Below are 15,999 nucleotides of genomic sequence, written 5' to 3' on the forward strand. Positions count from 1 at the left end.
TAACATAGACAGCGCACCTGCCTTTTAACGGAATTTTCAGTTGAGCAACTGGTCACAGGCGTGCTTTAACAAATGACGAAGCCGCCAGGTACGTTGGGTCAGGGTAGTAGACGAACAGGCAGGCTCCTCCCTCTACTTTATCGAGAAGCAATTTGCTGATCGCGTTGGGGATGGCCGGACACCCTTCGCTATGGCCTATTTGCCCTTTCACCCGAACGGTATCTTCGGATACATAATCGGCGCCATGCAACACGATATTGCGGGCAAAAACATTGTCATTGAACCCTTTTTCCAGCCCTTTCAGCTTGAGCGACAGGCCATGTTTTCCGTGGTATCGCCCCATGACCCGGTAAAAGCCGAGACTCGTCTGATTTGAATTGGTCTGATTTGAAAACTGGGTAGCCATCAACCCACCCGAATTTCGGCCATGTGCCACGTAGGTACGCAGGAGTACTTGCTTTTTTTCCAGATCAAGTACATAAAGTCGCTTAGCCGATGAGGGCTGCGTCATGTCGGCAATTAGCAGGAACGGCTTCTTTTTCGGCACCAGTTGCATGCCCCGCCAGGCCAGATCGAACACCGACGGATTGAGGCCCAGTGTATCGAGCCCTAAGCTCGTATACAAGGGCGAGCCAACGGGTCGCTGAGGCGCAGCTACCTCCGTTTGTACGGGTGTTCTGGTTTCCAGTGACGTACAGCCACTTATCAGGACAAGCAGATAGATAAGGTGTTTCATCCGAACAACGATCTGGCAGAAGGAAAACGGCTCAACCTGCAAGTTAAGGTATAGGCTTACTTTTTTCGGTAGAATTCAGCAGGAGTCAGGGCTATTTTTTGGCTTTCCCGTCTTAGTAGTAGTAGCCGCTCATCAAGGTGTGGCGGCGGTAAACCCTTCATGTATGAAAAATGCCCTTTTCTGCTTCTTATTCCTGTCCCTGACAAGCGCTGTCTCACTGGCTCAGTCTGCCACGTTTACTAACCCGATCAAGCAATCGGGTCCCGACCCCTGGGTTTTGCAGAAAGAAGGCTGGTATTATTACATGAACACCACCGGTAGCAACCTGACACTCTGGCGCACCAAAAATCTGGCAGACCTAGGCACCGCTGAACGAAAAGTAATCTTCACGCCACCCGCCAAAACGGGCTATTCAAAGGAGCTTTGGGCGCCCGAGATCCATTTCCTCGATCATAAATGGTACGTCTATTTTTCGGCCGACTCGGCAACTAACCTGAGCCATCGGGTCTGGGTGATCGAAAATAGTGCTGCCGACCCATTTACAGGTGAATGGACGGTTCGCGGTAAAATCGGCGATCGGGATGATCACTGGGCGATCGATATGTCGGTGTTCGATTTTCGCGGAAAACGGTATGCTGTCTGGTCGGGTTGGGATGGCCGAACGAATGGGCAGCAGGATATTTTCATCAGCGAAATGGCCAATCCCTGGACGTTGAAGAAAGGCCGTCGGGCAAAAATTTCGTCGCCCCAATTTGACTGGGAAAAACATGGTGACGTACCTGCGGCCTGGCAGAAAAACGGAGAGGTCCCTAAAATCTTTGTCAACGAAGGCCCCGAAGCGCTGCAGCACGATGGGCGGTTGTATATCGCTTTTTCGGCCAATGCCTGCTGGCTCGATTACTGCCTGGGCTTGCTTTCATACCGGGGAAAAGGTAGTTTACTGAAACCAGCCAATTGGACAAAATTGCCACAGCCGGTCTTTACCCAGTCGGTCGAGAACGGCGTATTTGCTCCTGGGCACGGTGGTTTTTTCGAGGATGGAAAAGGGCAAAGCTGGATGATCTACCACGCCAATCCCGGTGCCAATGATGGTTGTGGCAATAAACGGGCCCCTCATATTCAGCAGTTTACCTGGAACACGGATGGTACCCCTCATTTCGGTCAGCCTATTCCGAAAGTTCCAACACCTGCCCCGGCCCGATGAGGGTAATGAGAAGGCTTTTCTGAGCACAAGGCTGTCAGGAAACGGGTAGATTGCCTTTACCAGCGTATTGCTGTAAACAGGCTTCTACCCCACTCATATGCACGTATTGGTTGTTCCAGACAAATTCAAAGGGTCGCTAACGGCTCAACAGGCAGCAGAGGCGATCCAGCATGGGCTGAAGCAACACCATCCTGACTGGACCGTTACGATCCAGCCCATTGCCGATGGAGGTGAAGGCACCGTAGCCCTGTTGACGAAAGCTACGCTGGGTATGTTCCGTACCTGCACGGTAGCCGACCCGCTAGGGCGCCCCGTGAGGGCGAGCTACGGCTTGTCTGGTAATGGGCAAACGGCCTTTGTTGAGCTGGCCGAAGCATCTGGGCTGCATCTGCTCACCGATCAGGAGCGTAATCCGTTGCATACAAGCACGTTTGGTACCGGTTCGCTGCTACACGATGCGCTAAAAACCGGCATCACTGAGTTGGTGCTTTGTATTGGTGGCAGCGCTACCAACGATGCGGGCATTGGTATTGCCGCTGCACTTGGTTATCAATTTTTTGATGGGCAGGATCAGCCGGTATTTCCCTGCGGGATAAATCTCCTCCGAATAGCACGTATCAACCGGAGCGCAGTTGACCCGGCACTTGGCCAGGTACGTATACGAGTTGCCTGCGATGTGACCAATCCGCTATATGGGCCAACTGGAGCGGCTTATGTGTATGGCGCCCAAAAAGGGGCGAGCCTGAGCGATCAGCGAAAGCTGGATGATGGGCTTCGGCACATAGCCTCTGTTGTTGAGCGCGATTGGGCCGTTTTTGCGGCCAGGGAGCCAGGGAGCGGTGCAGCGGGTGGTGTTGGCTTCGGGGCTCGTGTTTTCCTGAATGCGGCGTTAGAACCCGGTTTTGCGCTGGTGGCCCAGTACACAAAATTGAGTCAGGCGGTGCAGCAGGCCGACCTGATCATTACCGGCGAAGGCAAAATAGACACCCAAACCTTAGATGGTAAAGCGATCCGGGGCATTGCCCAATTGGCTCAGGATGCACAAAAGCCAGTGGTTGCTTTCTGTGGCAAACTTGATCTAAGCGCTGCCCAGATCAGGCAGTTAGGCTTGCAACAGGCCATTCCCGTTTCACCGCCCGATCTCTCCATGGCCGAAGTTCATAAACAGGCGGCTGAACTGCTCAGTAAAGCGGTTGCGACGATGTACCCCGCCTGATTCTACGGACGGAACGTACCTGGAAAAGCGAGCGTATTTGGCAACACTCCTACCTGCCGGCTGGTTTATTGGTCAAATACAAAACCACCATGGCCCGTCAGGACGCAAAAACCGAATACATTATTAGTCAGGCAGCGTACGAAACGGCACTGGCTAGCTTACCCACTTCAGGCACTGAACAGCAGAGAACCTACTCAGTACCCGTAACCGCCTATGAGTATCGGTTGAATACCAGCCAGACAATTAACGCGGGAAAATGGTCGATGTGGGCCGTTATGCCTGAATCGTTTGCGTTTGAGTGGCGCAACGGAAGCTGGCACCCCCCGGCGAATCTGGTTGTGCGCCAGGAATAACCGACACTCCTGTCAGGGAGGAGGCAACATCGCCAGTAAACCCTTGCAAGTAAAGCAGCGGGGATTAACGCAGCGGGGGGTCATGCCACGATGGCGCGATGCGCTACCGTGGCATGACCCCCCGCTGCGTTGCATTTTTTACTGGTTCATTAGCGCTTTATCGAGCGTCTGCCAGCACGTCGGGGCTGGTAATTTCTTCTGCTACAGGTTTTCGATGCCACCAGGATGCCAGCATTGAGCCAGTGATATTCATTAATGGGCCAAAAATGGCAGGGGCTAGTCCTACGGTTGCCATCTTTCCCATTTCTTTGGCAATGCCCGACGCTAATCCGCCGTTTTGCATGCCTACTTCGATCGCAATAGTACGGCAGTCTCGCTCACTCATTTTAAACATGCGCGCCGACCAGTAGCCCAAAATATAGCCACAGAGGTTATGAATGAGTACTAAACCGATCAGTTTAGGACCGATTGTCAGCAGGCTGGTTCTACCTGCCGCCGTAATAACTACGATGATGAAGGCAATGCCGAACATGGAAACGACTGGCATGGCGTCGTCAAGCCATTTGGCTTTTCCGCTCAGGAACCTGTTGAACAGTAAACCGGCACCGATCGGCAAAATCACCATTTTGACAATATCCCACATCATGTGTACCATATCGATTTCAACAAAAGCGCCAGCCAGCAACTTCATCAGTAGCGGCGTTACAAATGGCGAAATCGTTGTGGAAATGGCTGTGATGGTAATAGAAAGTGCCAGATTAGCCTTGGCCAGATACGAAATAACGTTTGAGGCCATGCCATTGGGCGAACAACCGATGAGCACAATGCCAGCGGCTATTTCTGGCTCAAATCCGCTGATGTTGGCCAGTGTGAAACCCAGCAATGGCATGATCATGAAATGGCTCACGACGCCAATAAATACCCCTTTGGGCATCTTTACTACGCCCACAAAATCCTGGACGCTCATCGACGTACCCATGCCAAACATGATCAGCTGAATGAGCGGGGTGATCAGTCCGGAAAGTTTGTAGCCGTTTACGTCAACAAAATAACCTGGATAGTACAAGGCCATCGTGACCGAAGCCATAATAACGACGGTAAACGAAAGTCCTTTCAACTGCGGATAGCCTCTGATACCAATGGCAAGTGCATATAACGAACTGATCAGGAACGGCCCGGCTTCCGATAGTGCATCTGTCGCCACCACATAGAGTGCGATCAGCAGGCACAAAGCCGCCAGCCCGAGCATAGCTTTATAACTAGTCATATAGATTCAGGAAAATTTACTACCGAAAGAAAGTAACCCAATTAGTGTTACTCAAATCGGTAAAATTTCATAAATGAATGAACGCTTATTTATAAATACTGTTAACTTTGTGCGGTCATTCCATCTATGCGTACCAGAGACACCGATAAAGAACAGTTGGTGAAGGCCACCGCCATTGAACTGCTTGTCAAAAATGGGTTCGATGGATTCAGTATGAACAAGCTGGCCAAAGAATGCGGCATTTCAGTAGCTACGCTTTACATCTATTACCGCGACAAAGACGACCTGATTCAGCAAATTGGCACCGAAATAGCCCGCGACTTTCTGGCCTGTACGTTTAGCGACTTTTCACCGTCTATGCCCTTTGCGGATGGATTGCGCAGGCAATGGGAGAACAGATCCCGGTATGCGCTGACCTATCCGAACGAAGTTGCCTATCACGAAATGCTCCGCCACACTCCCTATGGTGATACAATCCTCAGGGAAACGATGCAGGTATTTAAGGAAACCATGGCGCAGTTTCTCCAAAATGCCATCGACAACAACGAGTTGAAGCCCGTAGCAACTGAAGTTTTCTGGAGTGTCGCCTACGGACCGCTCTACACCTTGCTGCGGTTTCACAGCGAAGGCCAGGGGCTTGGCAAAAAGCCTTTTCAACTCACGGATGAACTGATGGAAGACGCTTTGCAACTGGTGATCAAAGCCCTGACCCCTTAATTTTCTTACCTGTACCTACTCAGCCAGATGAGCACCCCGTTATCACACATCCTGGTTTTTAGAACCACGATTCAGACAATAGCCGACAAACATTGCGTAGCAGCAAGGTTGAATGCGCACAACGAAATTCAGGAATGGACCATTGATCTTGATGACGTCGACTGTGTCTTGCGCATTGTCTCGCCCACGCTCAGACCGCAGGCTATCACCCTGTTGGTTCAACAGCTGGGCTTCAACTGTACCGAATTAGACTGACCACTACTATGGAACAAAACCCCGCTCTTCCCTTCTCGGCGTATCAAAAATTCCTGATCGCGATTCTGGCCCTACTGCAATTCACGGTTATACTGGATTTCATGGTTCTATCGCCGCTTGGCGATATTCTGATGAAAACGCTGCACATGACGCCCGCCAATTTTGGGCTGGTAGTCTCCTCCTACGCCTTCAGTGCGGGGGCATCGGGTATACTGGCCGCAGGATTTGCCGATAAATATGACCGCAAAAAGCTGCTCCTTTTTTTCTACGTTGGGTTTATAGCGGGTACGTTGTTTTGCGCCCTATCCAACAGTTTTGAGATGCTGCTGGCAGCCCGGATACTTACTGGTTTGTTTGGCGGAGTGATCGGCTCTATCTCAATGGCTATCGTTGCCGACGTGTTTGCCATTAACCAGCGAGGCCGGGTTATGGGCTTTATCCAGATGGCCTTCGCTGTCAGCCAGGTACTGGGCATTCCTGTCGGGCTGTATTTTGCTAATCTGTGGAACTGGCATGCTGTTTTTCTGATGATCGTTGTCTTGGCGGTGTTGATTGGACTGGCTATACTCTTGCAGATGAAACCTGTTACCAGGCACCTGGCCTTGCAATCATCCGATAACGCGTTTCAACACTTATGGAATGCGCTAACCAATAAAACGTATCAGACAGGATACCTGGCGGTCGCCTTTCTGTCCATTGGCGGATTTATGCTAATGCCTTTCGGCAGTGCCTACCTGATCAATAATATCCATCTGAAGCAGGCCCAGCTACCCTTTATCTTCCTCATTACTGGGCTTTCTTCGTTGATCGTTATGCCCGTTGTGGGCCGCTTAAGCGATCGCATTGACAAGTTCAAGCTGTTCACGGCGGGTTCATTATTGGCCATTCTGATGGTGATCATCTACACCAGTTTGCCACCTGTTCCTATCTGGGAGATTGTTGTCATCAACGTCGTTATGTTCATGGGGATCATGAGCCGGATGATCCCCGCCAATATCCTCAGCACTAGCCTACCTGACCTTAAAGACCGGGGCGCTTACATGAGCATTACAGCATCGCTCCAGCAAATGGCAGGTGGATTGGCCGCCGTGGGGGCCGGACTAATTGTCACTCAGGCAGACCAGCATAGTCCGCTGGCCAATTACAATCTGCTTGGGTACGTTGTTTCTGTTGCTTTTCTAGTCTGTATCTACTTTGTGTACCGGATGAGTATACTGGTCAGAAAACAAGCTAAAGAAGCGACACAAACAACCGACAGGGCGCTGGCCGACAGCCCGGTCACGACGCTGATTGACTGATGAGATCGGGAGATTGGGAATTAGCTACCAATGCAGGTCTGCTCTCAATCTGTTGGCCAGCGATGCCCACATTTCCCCGATTATCTATTCATGGTTTTACCATTGACTGCATCGCCGTTGCATACCGGCGGCCCAGTTCCCGTGCCGAAGCAGCGTTGAAATGAGTAGCATCACCGCCATCAGTCAGACCCGACGCATCAGCACAGGCAATCCGTGACAAGTGTGAAGGCAGGTTACGCAGAATCGTATTGATCTGCTCGCCAGCCGGATTTTTCACCACATAAAAATCGCCTAACGTACCTACCACGACCGGTAGAGACGGGCTGTTGATCTCCTGCCTGAACCGGCTGATCAGTTGGGTCAGTTTCTGTTCGTACCCAGCAGCCAGTTCAGGTTTACTGTCGCTCTCGCCCTGATGCCAGAGAATACCGTGCAACGTACCTGAGCGTTGGGCGGTCTGCACGCGCCGGATCGCTTCATCATAAGGATAATTCTTTGTCTGCTCATGATAGCCACCAGGCTGCCAGGCATCAATCGCCGACCCACCAACGGCGGCAGGAATTAGCCCGATGAAAACACCAGTGTCCTGATCGGCCAGTTGCCTGCCAAAAGCCAGTCCCGGCCCTACGCCCACAACGGCTGGTTTATCAAAATGCAGTGGCTCGGTGGCCGGCACCCACTGATTTGATCTGTCGAGCATCCAGACGCGCGGATGCGGCCGCTTATCCAGGCTGTCGACCTTGCCCCTGCCTGCCATATTCGATTGGCCAGCCAGCAAATACAGGTGAAAGTTGGCTGGTGCCAACCCCGCCGGCAATGTCGCTTGAGCCTTAGCCGCCAACGAACCGAACACCCATCCTATAAGCGCCCAAAGCACCATTCTGCCCCTATTCGTCATGCTTCTTTTGTCTAGATTTAATCAGGAAAGGTTTTGCTGGCACCAGTTGACAACCAACCACGCCGAGCAGTGCTCGCTATGGATTACAAAGCATAAATCGCAGCGGAATACTCCAGCGACACTTCCCGGTAACGCCATAGGATACTGGGTACGTTACCGGTCAAGGGCAACCCATAGTCAGCTAAAAGGCAGTAAGTTGGGCGGGGGAGCTTACTTTTCCGCTCAACTTGTATAAAGCAAAGTCCTCTACAAACCGTGCATCGACGTCATTTCGCCCGCCTGTTTTCAGCCCTTCCTTTTCTCTCAATTAATCCAGTCGAAGCCAGCGCTTCTCCATCTTTCGCTGCGTCTATGCCCCTGGATGACCGGACTTACTGGCTTGACACCCTTTTGAACGTGGCGCATCCGGTACTGAGCGCATTAGCAAAAGGGCAACTCAAGGCAACTATGCCCGTTGAATCGGCTCCGGGGCAGGAAGCAAGTCGCCGAGCCGTATCGCATCTGGAAGCGCTTGGTCGTACGCTGGCGGGTTTAGCACCCTGGCTGGAACATACGGCCACAGGCACCGAACAGCTTCAGCAACAGACATACGCCGAAATGGCTCGGAAAGCCATAGCCAGCGCCGTAGATCCGCAGTCGCTTGATGCGCTGAACTTCAATCAGGGTGGCCAGCCTTTGGTCGACGCAGCCTTTCTGGCGCATGGGTTGCTACGGGCGCCAACACAACTCTGGCAACGGCTCGATACCGTAACGCAGACCCGACTGATTGCGGCGCTGAAATCAAGCCGGGTCATTAAACCTGGCTATACCAACTGGCTGTTATTCAGCGCCATGATTGAAGCCGCTTTGCTGAAATTCACCGGCGAGGGCGATGAAATGCGTATGGATTACGCGATCAGGCAGCACCAAGCCTGGTATAAAGGCGATGGCGCCTACGGCGATGGCCCTGACTTTCACTGGGATTATTACAACAGTTATGTCATTCAACCCATGCTTCTGGATGTCGTACAAACCCTTGTCGACGCTAAAAAAGCGGATATACGCCTGTATACTACCTTACTGACCCGCGCCCAGCGATACGCCATGATCCAAGAACGGCTCATCGGCCCCGACGGATCATTTGCGGCTTTCGGTCGGTCACTTGCCTACCGTTGCGGTGCTTTCCAGTTACTCGCTCAGGTAGCCTTACAGAAACAGTTACCCGCAGAACTGTCTGCAGCCCAGGTACGTAGCGCGCTAACCGCCGTTATTCAGCGGACAATGGATGCGCCAGGTACGTTCGATGCCAAAGGCTGGTTGCAGATTGGGCTGTGCGGCCATCAGCCATCTATTGGGGAGACGTATATTTCCACCGGTAGTCTGTACCTCTGCACTGAAGCCTTTCTCCCACTTGGCCTCCCGGCTACTGATCCCTTCTGGACTGCTCCTCCCGAAGCCTGGACTGCCAAAAAGATCTGGTCTGGGCAGGACGTCAAAGTTGATCACGCGATTACGGGCTAATTCAATCCGTGGCAACCCGTTACCGTCATCGATTAATCACGGCAAACTATACGCATGCAGACTGGTTACGTTGATGCAAACAACCGCAAGCACTACGCATGGATCACGTTCGATTTGGCAATACGGGCCTGATGGTCTCGAAACTCTGCCTGGGATGCATGACCTACGGGCGCCCCACAGAGCGCTGGCCCTGGGCACTTAATGAAGAACAAAGTCGCCCATTTATTCAGGAAGCGCTGGAACTCGGCTTCAACTTTTTCGACACAGCCGACATCTACACCGCCGGGGCTAGTGAAGAAGTTGTTGGCCGTGCCCTGCGTGATTTTGCAACCCGTGACGAGATCGTGCTGGCTACCAAAGTCTTTAACCCCATGGGCCCCGGGCCTAACGATAAGGGTCTTTCGCGCAAGCACATCATGAGTGCCATTGACGCCAGCCTGAAACGACTTGGCACCGACTATGTTGATTTGTACCAGATTCATCGGTGGGATGCCAATACGCCCATCGAGGAGACTATGGAGGCCTTACACGATGTGGTAAAAGCTGGGAAAGCCCGTTACATTGGCGCTTCGTCGATGGCTGCCTGGCAATTTGCGAAAGCCCAATATACCGCCGACCTGAACGGCTGGACCCGCTTCGTCTCCATGCAGCCACAGTATAACCTGGTATACCGGGAAGAAGAGCGCGAAATGCTGCCTTTCTGCCAGGATCAGAGAGTAGCCGTCATTCCCTGGTCGCCGCTGGCAAGGGGATTACTCACCGGCAAGCGGAGCAAAGAGCGTAATGAAACGGAACGCGCCAAAACAGACACCTTTGGCAAATCGCTGTACACGCGCGACGATGATTTTGCCATTGCAGACCTGGTGACCAAGCTAGGGGAGGAAAGAGGTATTCCACCTACTCAAATTGCACTGGCCTGGCTGTTGGCCAAGCCTGTTGTTACGGCGCCTATCATCGGAGCCAGCAAGCCCGGCCATTTGCAGGATGCCGTCGGCGCGCTGGGCATAACGTTATCGGCCGACGAAATAAAACAGCTGGAGGCTATTTATCAGCCTCATCCAGTGGCAGGCATTTAACGACCAGGCGGTACGACGAATCATACCCGGACGAGATGCAGGAACTAATAAAGCAGCCTGCAACAGTATCTCAAGCTGGCATGTGCCATCTGTTAAAGGGCTATCACCCCTACAAGACGGTAGCACATGTGCAATAAATTCCTACTTTTAACCAATAAATAGCTGCAAGACTTCTATGAACCAGCAATCAACGCTAACGCCGCAGGAAATCAACCCATTGGGTTCGTTAGACGAGTGGGAAGATGACCTGCTCGCCCGTTACCCCGACCCGGCCGACCCGGAACATAAGACCAAAGCGGAGTTTCGCAACTACGAAGCCCCCACCCGCGATACGGTTCGGGAATTTTACAGGCTAAATCACCAGTACCAGACGTACGACTTCGTACAGCGGAAGCGGGCCGAGTATCTGGCGTTCGACAAAAAGGAAATGTCGGTATGGGGAGCTATGGAGTTTCTGAACACCTTAGTGGATGATTCAGATCCGGATATTGAGCTCGATCAGTTGCAACACCTGCTGCAAACGGCCGAAGCCATTCGCGCCGACGGTCATCCCGATTGGTTTGTATTAACGGGTTTCCTGCACGATATGGGCAAAGTGCTCTGCCTGTTCGGCGAACCACAGTGGGCCGTAGTGGGCGACACTTTCCCGGTTGGTTGCCAGCATTCTGACAAGATCGTCTATCCCGAATATTTCGCGACCAACCCCGACAGCCAGAATGAGCAGTTCAATACGAAATACGGTGTTTACAGCCATCAATGTGGATTGGATAACGTGACCATGTCGTGGGGACATGATGAGTATCTATATCATATTACGAAAGATTATTTGCCAGAGCCAGCTTTGTACATGATTCGGTATCACTCGTTTTACTCGCAACACCGCGAAAAGGCGTACGATCACCTGCTGAACGATCATGACCGGGCCATGTTCAAGTGGGTAGACAAATTCAATCCGTATGATCTGTATTCAAAGAGCCCCAAAACACCTGTTGTGAGCGAACTCCGCCCTTATTATGAGGATCTGATTGCAAAGTACCTGCCCGCTACAGTTCGATTGTAAACGCGCCTGGTTCTATAAAAAAAGCACTTAACTAGCTGTTAAGTGCTTTTTTTATGGCTCAGAAATGGTACTTGCCTGGCTACAATACGCCCGCTACCACTTGCCAGAGTCCCCATGCCATAAAGGCAGAACAAAGCAGGACAACAGACCAGGTAATGATGTTAACGGTAGCCAGTGATACGGATGAGAGTGATTTGGTAGTCATGAAGCGTTTTAGGAGTTACGATGACTCTACTTACGGAATAGATATGTTATTAGTTTCCTTTAAATAAAAATTTAATGAAAAATACGGGATCCCTATCCGAACGCTTAAGTAATAATACAGCAGTGACACTAGTATAGCATTCTCTTCTGTAGTACAGTCCTTCTTTAACTCTATAGGAGGGCAACAAAAAAGGCCGCTACGGTATACGTAACAGCCTTCTAAAGATTGCTCCCGAAGCTGGGCTCGAACCAGCGACCCTCTGATTAACAGTCAGATGCTCTAACCGGCTGAGCTATTCGGGAATGTGCCGGACGATATCGTTGTTCTGATATCGTGCTGCAAAAGTAGGCCAATGAGCGGTTCAACGCAAGCATTTGGCGAAAAAAAACGTCCTTTTTCGTCGCTGCGGCCGCTTTAGCGTCTGGCTGGCTTTACAACGTAATGACTATCAATGACTACGAATGGCCATTAATAATTAATTTTTTATCGCTGCCCGTAGCCGGTCGGCCCTCCAAAGGCGTCGGGGCGGTTGGCAGGTACATTCTCCAGGATCAGCTCCTTCACGCGGCGGGCATCGCCCTTGGTGAAATTGTTCAGCACGATCTCGGGTCGGGCACGAGGCAGGATACGAATCGTTGAGAAGAAAAGGCCGTTATCGATCTCCACCCCCGATATGTCGGAATAGAAGATGAAATTGTCGGTGCCGCCAATAAGCTTCTTCACGCGGAAAGTGACGCCCTTGTCGTTAAACTCAATCACATCCTGCCGGATCGGATCTTTGAAACTGCTGCTGCTAAATCGTTCGTTCATGGTTTTTGTATTTACAGTTTGCTGTTTACAGTTTTCCGTTGCTTCGCTGTGGTCAGATACGTACCACAGCGAAGTAACGGAAGACTGTAAACAGCAAACTGTAAACTATTTTTTCACGTGTACTACTTTTTTGGTCTCAAAGAATTCCCCCTCAAAATAGTCAGAGAGGTTGTAAATGGTATACTTGTCGGGAATCTCGGCTAATTCTTCGGTCAGATCACCGCCTTTCAGATACAGAACCCCGTTGGGCAGGTCGTTGTTGCCGCGCTTCGTGATTTTGTAGCGCATCCAGCTCATAAACGGCTGCAGGCGCGTTACAGCCCGACTCACGACAAAATCATAACTCTGGCCAAGTGATTCGGCACGTACCTGTTCGGCACGGACATTGGCTAGCCCCAGTGCCTCAGCTACGCCTTTTACTACTGTGATCTTCTTGCCGATACTATCGACGAGGTGAAACTGTGCCAACGGAAAGAGAATAGCCAGCGGAATGCCGGGAAAGCCGCCGCCTGTGCCCACGTCGAGAATCTCGGTGCCGGGCTTGAACTGAATCACTTTGGCAATACCCAGCGAATGCAGTACGTGCTTTTCATAGAGCGCGTCGATATCCTGCCGCGAGATCACGTTGATTTTCGCATTCCAGTCGCGGTATAGCCCGTCGAGTGCGGCAAATTGAGCTTTTTGCCCGTCGGTTAGATTTGGGAAGTAAGCGAGAAGTTGTTCCACGTGTCAAGTCTTGCGTTTCAAGTTCCATGTTTCAAGTTTCAAGTTTCAAGTTTCAAGTTTCAGGTTTCATGTTTCAAGTGCTTCGCTCATGAATCAACTGTTCAGTTAGCAGCGCTACTTGAAACTTGAAACTTGAAACCTGAAACCTGAAACTTGAAACTAGTTTCTACCAACCCGTCTGTTTTCGACGCCAGGTAAAGGCCATGCGTGCGGTTGACAGGCAATAATAAATGGCAAGCGTCAGATCAGAGGCTGGGATAGCGTACCAGCGTACCAACTGATCCAACCGGTGACCAATGCGGCCGATTATTCCCCAAAATAAACCAAAACGCAGCACAAAAAGGCCCGTTGCGATCAGCAGCAGCGGCCGATAGAGGAGCGCAGTCTGGTGAGTCAAGGCCAACCACACGACGTACCCAGCCGCCAATAAACCCAGCAGCCAAGTGAGTACATGCGTGCCTGTAATGAGGCCCAGCCGTAGTTTATCGCTGGTTTTGTAGTATTTGCCCACGGCTAAGTGCCGCTGTTTCTGCCGTTTCCAGGCATCCCAGGTTTTTTTGGGTGTCGACAGGGTAAACGTATCGGGGTGCAGGCTGACGGCTACATTCCGGGGCGTAGCTGCTTCGTTCACAAAAAGGTCATCATCACCGCCCCAGACGCGCATGTGGCTATAAAAGCCCTTGTGCCGAAAAAACAACTCGCGCCGATACAGCAGGTTACGTCCAACTCCCATATAGGGTCGACCAGCCAGGGCCATCGATATGTACTGTACGGCTGTGAATAGCGTTTCTGACCGGATCAGGAAATTCAGGAAGCCAGGGCGGCGGCTGTATGGCGAGATACCCAGCACAATTTCTGTCGCCGCATTCTGGAGCGGCGCAACCATACCAGCCAGCCACTGATCTGAAGCGGGGCGACAGTCGGCGTCGGTCAGCAGGACGGTTGGGTACATTGCCTTTTTCATGGCAATGGTCAAGGCATATTTCTTGGGCGTCACGTGCGCTGCTTCCACATCTACCCGGATGTAACGCAGATTGGGTAACAACGGCACCAGCTCTTCCAGTAATACGTCGGAAAGATCAGTCGAGCGGTCGTCCATCACCAGGACTTCGAAGAGGGGATAATCCTGTGCGGTCAGCATCGGGAGTAGCTCGAGCAGGTTGTCATGTTCGTTGTTGGCACAAACCACGATCGTTACTCCCGGAGCAGAAGGCGATGCGCCAGCCGGGGCCGAGACGGGCCGGAACGCCGTTCGGGCAAATAGAAAAAGGAGGCACAGCACCTGAATCACCAGCACGCCAAGCCATCCCGCCAGTAAACTAGTAATCACCAGAATGGTAGCAGTTTAATCAAATGGAGAAGTAGACTATTCAACGCCGCAAAGATAGAGACAAACAGCGGCATCGTACCTTTGTGGTTTCAGCACAATGCTTTCTGTTTACAGTTTACTGTTTGCTGTTTACAGTTGCGTTGCTCATTAGCCTCAAGGTGAATGTGGCAACGCAACTGTAAACAGCAAACAGTAAACTGTAAACTTCATCCAATGACCTTTACAATTCAACACAATGACCCGGCTTCGCAAGCCCGAACAGGTACGTTGACCACCGATCACGGCCCCATTCAAACTCCCATTTTCATGCCCGTCGGAACGGCAGGAACGGTGAAGGCGGTGCATCAACGCGAACTGGAAACAGATATCAATGCCGATATTATTCTTGGCAATACCTACCACCTCTACCTGCGGCCGGGCCTCGACGTGTTGCAACAAGCGGGTGGGTTACACGCGTTTAATGGCTGGAAACGGCCTATTCTAACCGATTCGGGCGGCTATCAGGTTTATTCGTTGTCCAATACGCGGAAGATCAAAGAAGAAGGTGTTACGTTCAAATCGCACATCGACGGGTCAAAACATACATTTACGCCAGAAGTCGTGATGGATATTCAGCGTACGATTGGCGCCGATATCATGATGGCCTTCGATGAATGTACCCCCTACCCCTGCGATTACGCCTATGCCAAAAAGTCGATGGATATGACCCATCGCTGGCTCGATCGCTGCATCAGGCGTTTCGATGAAACAGAAGGGCATTACGGCTATACCCAATATCTTTTCCCCATTGTGCAGGGCAGCACCTACTCCGACCTACGGCGCGAGTCAGCATCCATCGTTGCCGGTAAAGAGCGGGTCGGTAATGCCATTGGTGGTCTGGCGGTTGGTGAACCGGCCGAGGACATGTACAAGACCATCGATCTGGTGAACGAGATTCTGCCCCGAACCAAGCCGCGCTATCTGATGGGCGTGGGTACGCCCGCCAATATTCTGGAAGCCATCGCCCTGGGTGTTGATATGTTCGACTGCGTGATGCCTACCCGTAATGGTCGCCACGGGCTGCTATTTACCACAGAGGGCATCATGAACATGAAGAATGAAAAATGGAGCCGAGATTTTAGCCCCATCGATGCCGGGTTGGGCGGCTATGCCAGTACCTTCTATACGAAGGCCTACGTGCGTCACCTTTTCAAATCGGATGAGTTACTGGCCGGACAAATTGGCTCGCTGCAGAACCTGACCTTCTATCTCTGGCTCGTTCGGCAGGCCCGCTCCCACATCGAAGCCGGCGATTTCGTGTCGTGGAAAAACGACATGGTCAAACGATTGATGGTGAGGATGTAAAGAA

17 protein-coding genes and 1 tRNA gene are annotated in these 15,999 nt (G+C 51.7%); 10 read left to right on the plus strand and 8 right to left on the minus strand.

The features are described from left to right. Positions 1–52: 52 nt before the first annotated feature. Positions 53–736: a murein L,D-transpeptidase catalytic domain family protein gene (locus ACAW75_RS10680; RefSeq protein WP_370728704.1), complete on the minus strand. Its 684-nt coding sequence runs from the start codon at positions 734–736 to the stop codon at positions 53–55. A gap of 163 nt (positions 737–899) precedes the next feature. Here ACAW75_RS10680 and ACAW75_RS10685 point away from each other — a divergent pair, with 163 nt between their 5' ends. From ACAW75_RS10685 to ACAW75_RS10695, 3 genes are all read left to right on the plus strand, one after another. Beyond that, positions 900–1,940, plus strand: coding sequence for a glycoside hydrolase family 43 protein (locus ACAW75_RS10685; protein ID WP_370728705.1), 1,041 nt, complete (start codon positions 900–902; stop codon positions 1,938–1,940). 97 nt (positions 1,941–2,037) lie between these two features. Beyond that, positions 2,038–3,156 (plus strand): glycerate kinase, encoded by a 1,119-nt coding sequence (locus tag ACAW75_RS10690; RefSeq protein ID WP_370728706.1) that lies wholly within the window; start codon positions 2,038–2,040, stop codon positions 3,154–3,156. Positions 3,157–3,245: 89 nt separating this feature from the next. After that, complete coding sequence (locus ACAW75_RS10695; protein ID WP_370728707.1) at positions 3,246–3,509, plus strand: hypothetical protein; 264 nt, start codon at positions 3,246–3,248, stop codon at positions 3,507–3,509. A 157-nt stretch (positions 3,510–3,666) separates the two neighbouring features. On the opposite strand, the gene ACAW75_RS10700 is transcribed toward ACAW75_RS10695, so the two are convergent. Further along, complete coding sequence (locus tag ACAW75_RS10700) at positions 3,667–4,776, minus strand: bile acid:sodium symporter family protein (protein ID WP_370728708.1); 1,110 nt, start codon at positions 4,774–4,776, stop codon at positions 3,667–3,669. 126 nt (positions 4,777–4,902) lie between these two features. Here ACAW75_RS10700 and ACAW75_RS10705 point away from each other — a divergent pair, with 126 nt between their 5' ends. From ACAW75_RS10705 to ACAW75_RS10715, 3 genes are read left to right on the plus strand one after another with little or no spacing between them, the layout of a single operon-like run. Further along, positions 4,903–5,493: a TetR/AcrR family transcriptional regulator gene (locus tag ACAW75_RS10705; protein WP_370728709.1), complete on the plus strand. Its 591-nt coding sequence runs from the start codon at positions 4,903–4,905 to the stop codon at positions 5,491–5,493. 27 nt (positions 5,494–5,520) lie between these two features. Beyond that, positions 5,521–5,748, plus strand: coding sequence for a hypothetical protein (locus tag ACAW75_RS10710; protein WP_370728710.1), 228 nt, complete (start codon positions 5,521–5,523; stop codon positions 5,746–5,748). An 8-nt stretch (positions 5,749–5,756) separates the two neighbouring features. After that, positions 5,757–7,046 (plus strand): MFS transporter, encoded by a 1,290-nt coding sequence (locus ACAW75_RS10715; protein ID WP_370728711.1) that lies wholly within the window; start codon positions 5,757–5,759, stop codon positions 7,044–7,046. 88 nt (positions 7,047–7,134) lie between these two features. Here the strand turns inward: ACAW75_RS10715 and ACAW75_RS10720 are convergent, their stop codons facing one another. Continuing rightward, entirely contained in the window at positions 7,135–7,851 is a 717-nt protein-coding gene (locus ACAW75_RS10720) for a sialate O-acetylesterase (RefSeq protein ID WP_370728712.1), read from the minus strand. A 348-nt stretch (positions 7,852–8,199) separates the two neighbouring features. On the opposite strand from ACAW75_RS10720, the gene ACAW75_RS10725 reads away from it, so the two are divergent. The 3 genes from ACAW75_RS10725 (at position 8,200) to ACAW75_RS10735 (ending at position 11,580) form a co-directional block, all read left to right on the plus strand. Then, the gene (locus ACAW75_RS10725) at positions 8,200–9,444 is read left to right on the plus strand and encodes a DUF2264 domain-containing protein (protein WP_370728713.1); all 1,245 of its coding nucleotides are present in this window, start codon (positions 8,200–8,202) and stop codon (positions 9,442–9,444) included. A 98-nt stretch (positions 9,445–9,542) separates the two neighbouring features. Next, the gene (locus tag ACAW75_RS10730) at positions 9,543–10,520 is read left to right on the plus strand and encodes an aldo/keto reductase (RefSeq protein WP_370728714.1); all 978 of its coding nucleotides are present in this window, start codon (positions 9,543–9,545) and stop codon (positions 10,518–10,520) included. Positions 10,521–10,695: 175 nt separating this feature from the next. Then, entirely contained in the window at positions 10,696–11,580 is an 885-nt protein-coding gene (locus ACAW75_RS10735; protein ID WP_370728715.1) for an inositol oxygenase family protein, read from the plus strand. Positions 11,581–11,659: 79 nt separating this feature from the next. Here ACAW75_RS10735 and ACAW75_RS10740 read toward each other — a convergent pair whose 3' ends face one another. From ACAW75_RS10740 to ACAW75_RS10760, 5 genes are all read right to left on the minus strand, one after another. Next, positions 11,660–11,785: a hypothetical protein gene (locus ACAW75_RS10740; protein WP_370728716.1), complete on the minus strand. Its 126-nt coding sequence runs from the start codon at positions 11,783–11,785 to the stop codon at positions 11,660–11,662. Positions 11,786–12,013: 228 nt separating this feature from the next. After that, positions 12,014–12,087 (minus strand) — tRNA-Asn (locus ACAW75_RS10745). A 181-nt stretch (positions 12,088–12,268) separates the two neighbouring features. Next, entirely contained in the window at positions 12,269–12,595 is a 327-nt protein-coding gene (locus ACAW75_RS10750) for a hypothetical protein (protein ID WP_370728717.1), read from the minus strand. Between the two features lie 105 nt (positions 12,596–12,700). Continuing rightward, on the minus strand, positions 12,701–13,321 hold the full coding sequence (gene rsmG / locus ACAW75_RS10755) for a 16S rRNA (guanine(527)-N(7))-methyltransferase RsmG (RefSeq protein WP_370728718.1): 621 nt from the start codon (positions 13,319–13,321) through the stop codon (positions 12,701–12,703). 166 nt (positions 13,322–13,487) lie between these two features. Next, positions 13,488–14,651 (minus strand): glycosyltransferase, encoded by a 1,164-nt coding sequence (locus ACAW75_RS10760; protein WP_370728719.1) that lies wholly within the window; start codon positions 14,649–14,651, stop codon positions 13,488–13,490. A 213-nt stretch (positions 14,652–14,864) separates the two neighbouring features. Here ACAW75_RS10760 and tgt point away from each other — a divergent pair, with 213 nt between their 5' ends. Further along, the gene (gene tgt / locus ACAW75_RS10765; protein ID WP_370728720.1) at positions 14,865–15,995 is read left to right on the plus strand and encodes a tRNA guanosine(34) transglycosylase Tgt; all 1,131 of its coding nucleotides are present in this window, start codon (positions 14,865–14,867) and stop codon (positions 15,993–15,995) included. The last annotated feature ends 4 nt before the right edge of the window (positions 15,996–15,999 follow it).

This window comes from Fibrella arboris (assembly GCF_041321095.1).
GTDB lineage: Bacteria > Bacteroidota > Bacteroidia > Cytophagales > Spirosomataceae > Fibrella > Fibrella arboris.

What these genes read in the sequence shown, in the direction of transcription:
- ACAW75_RS10680 (WP_370728704.1), bottom strand. Translation starts at nt 736, where the DNA reads ATGAAACACCTTATCTATCTGCTTGTCCTGATAAGTGGCTGTACGTCA.
- ACAW75_RS10685 (WP_370728705.1), top strand. Translation starts at nt 900, where the DNA reads ATGAAAAATGCCCTTTTCTGCTTCTTATTCCTGTCCCTGACAAGCGCT.
- ACAW75_RS10690 (WP_370728706.1), top strand. Translation starts at nt 2,038, where the DNA reads ATGCACGTATTGGTTGTTCCAGACAAATTCAAAGGGTCGCTAACGGCT.
- ACAW75_RS10695 (WP_370728707.1), top strand. Translation starts at nt 3,246, where the DNA reads ATGGCCCGTCAGGACGCAAAAACCGAATACATTATTAGTCAGGCAGCG.
- ACAW75_RS10700 (WP_370728708.1), bottom strand. Translation starts at nt 4,776, where the DNA reads ATGACTAGTTATAAAGCTATGCTCGGGCTGGCGGCTTTGTGCCTGCTG.
- ACAW75_RS10705 (WP_370728709.1), top strand. Translation starts at nt 4,903, where the DNA reads ATGCGTACCAGAGACACCGATAAAGAACAGTTGGTGAAGGCCACCGCC.
- ACAW75_RS10710 (WP_370728710.1), top strand. Translation starts at nt 5,521, where the DNA reads ATGAGCACCCCGTTATCACACATCCTGGTTTTTAGAACCACGATTCAG.
- ACAW75_RS10715 (WP_370728711.1), top strand. Translation starts at nt 5,757, where the DNA reads ATGGAACAAAACCCCGCTCTTCCCTTCTCGGCGTATCAAAAATTCCTG.
- ACAW75_RS10730 (WP_370728714.1), top strand. Translation starts at nt 9,543, where the DNA reads ATGGATCACGTTCGATTTGGCAATACGGGCCTGATGGTCTCGAAACTC.
- ACAW75_RS10735 (WP_370728715.1), top strand. Translation starts at nt 10,696, where the DNA reads ATGAACCAGCAATCAACGCTAACGCCGCAGGAAATCAACCCATTGGGT.
- ACAW75_RS10740 (WP_370728716.1), bottom strand. Translation starts at nt 11,785, where the DNA reads ATGACTACCAAATCACTCTCATCCGTATCACTGGCTACCGTTAACATC.
- ACAW75_RS10750 (WP_370728717.1), bottom strand. Translation starts at nt 12,595, where the DNA reads ATGAACGAACGATTTAGCAGCAGCAGTTTCAAAGATCCGATCCGGCAG.
- tgt (WP_370728720.1), top strand. Translation starts at nt 14,865, where the DNA reads ATGACCTTTACAATTCAACACAATGACCCGGCTTCGCAAGCCCGAACA.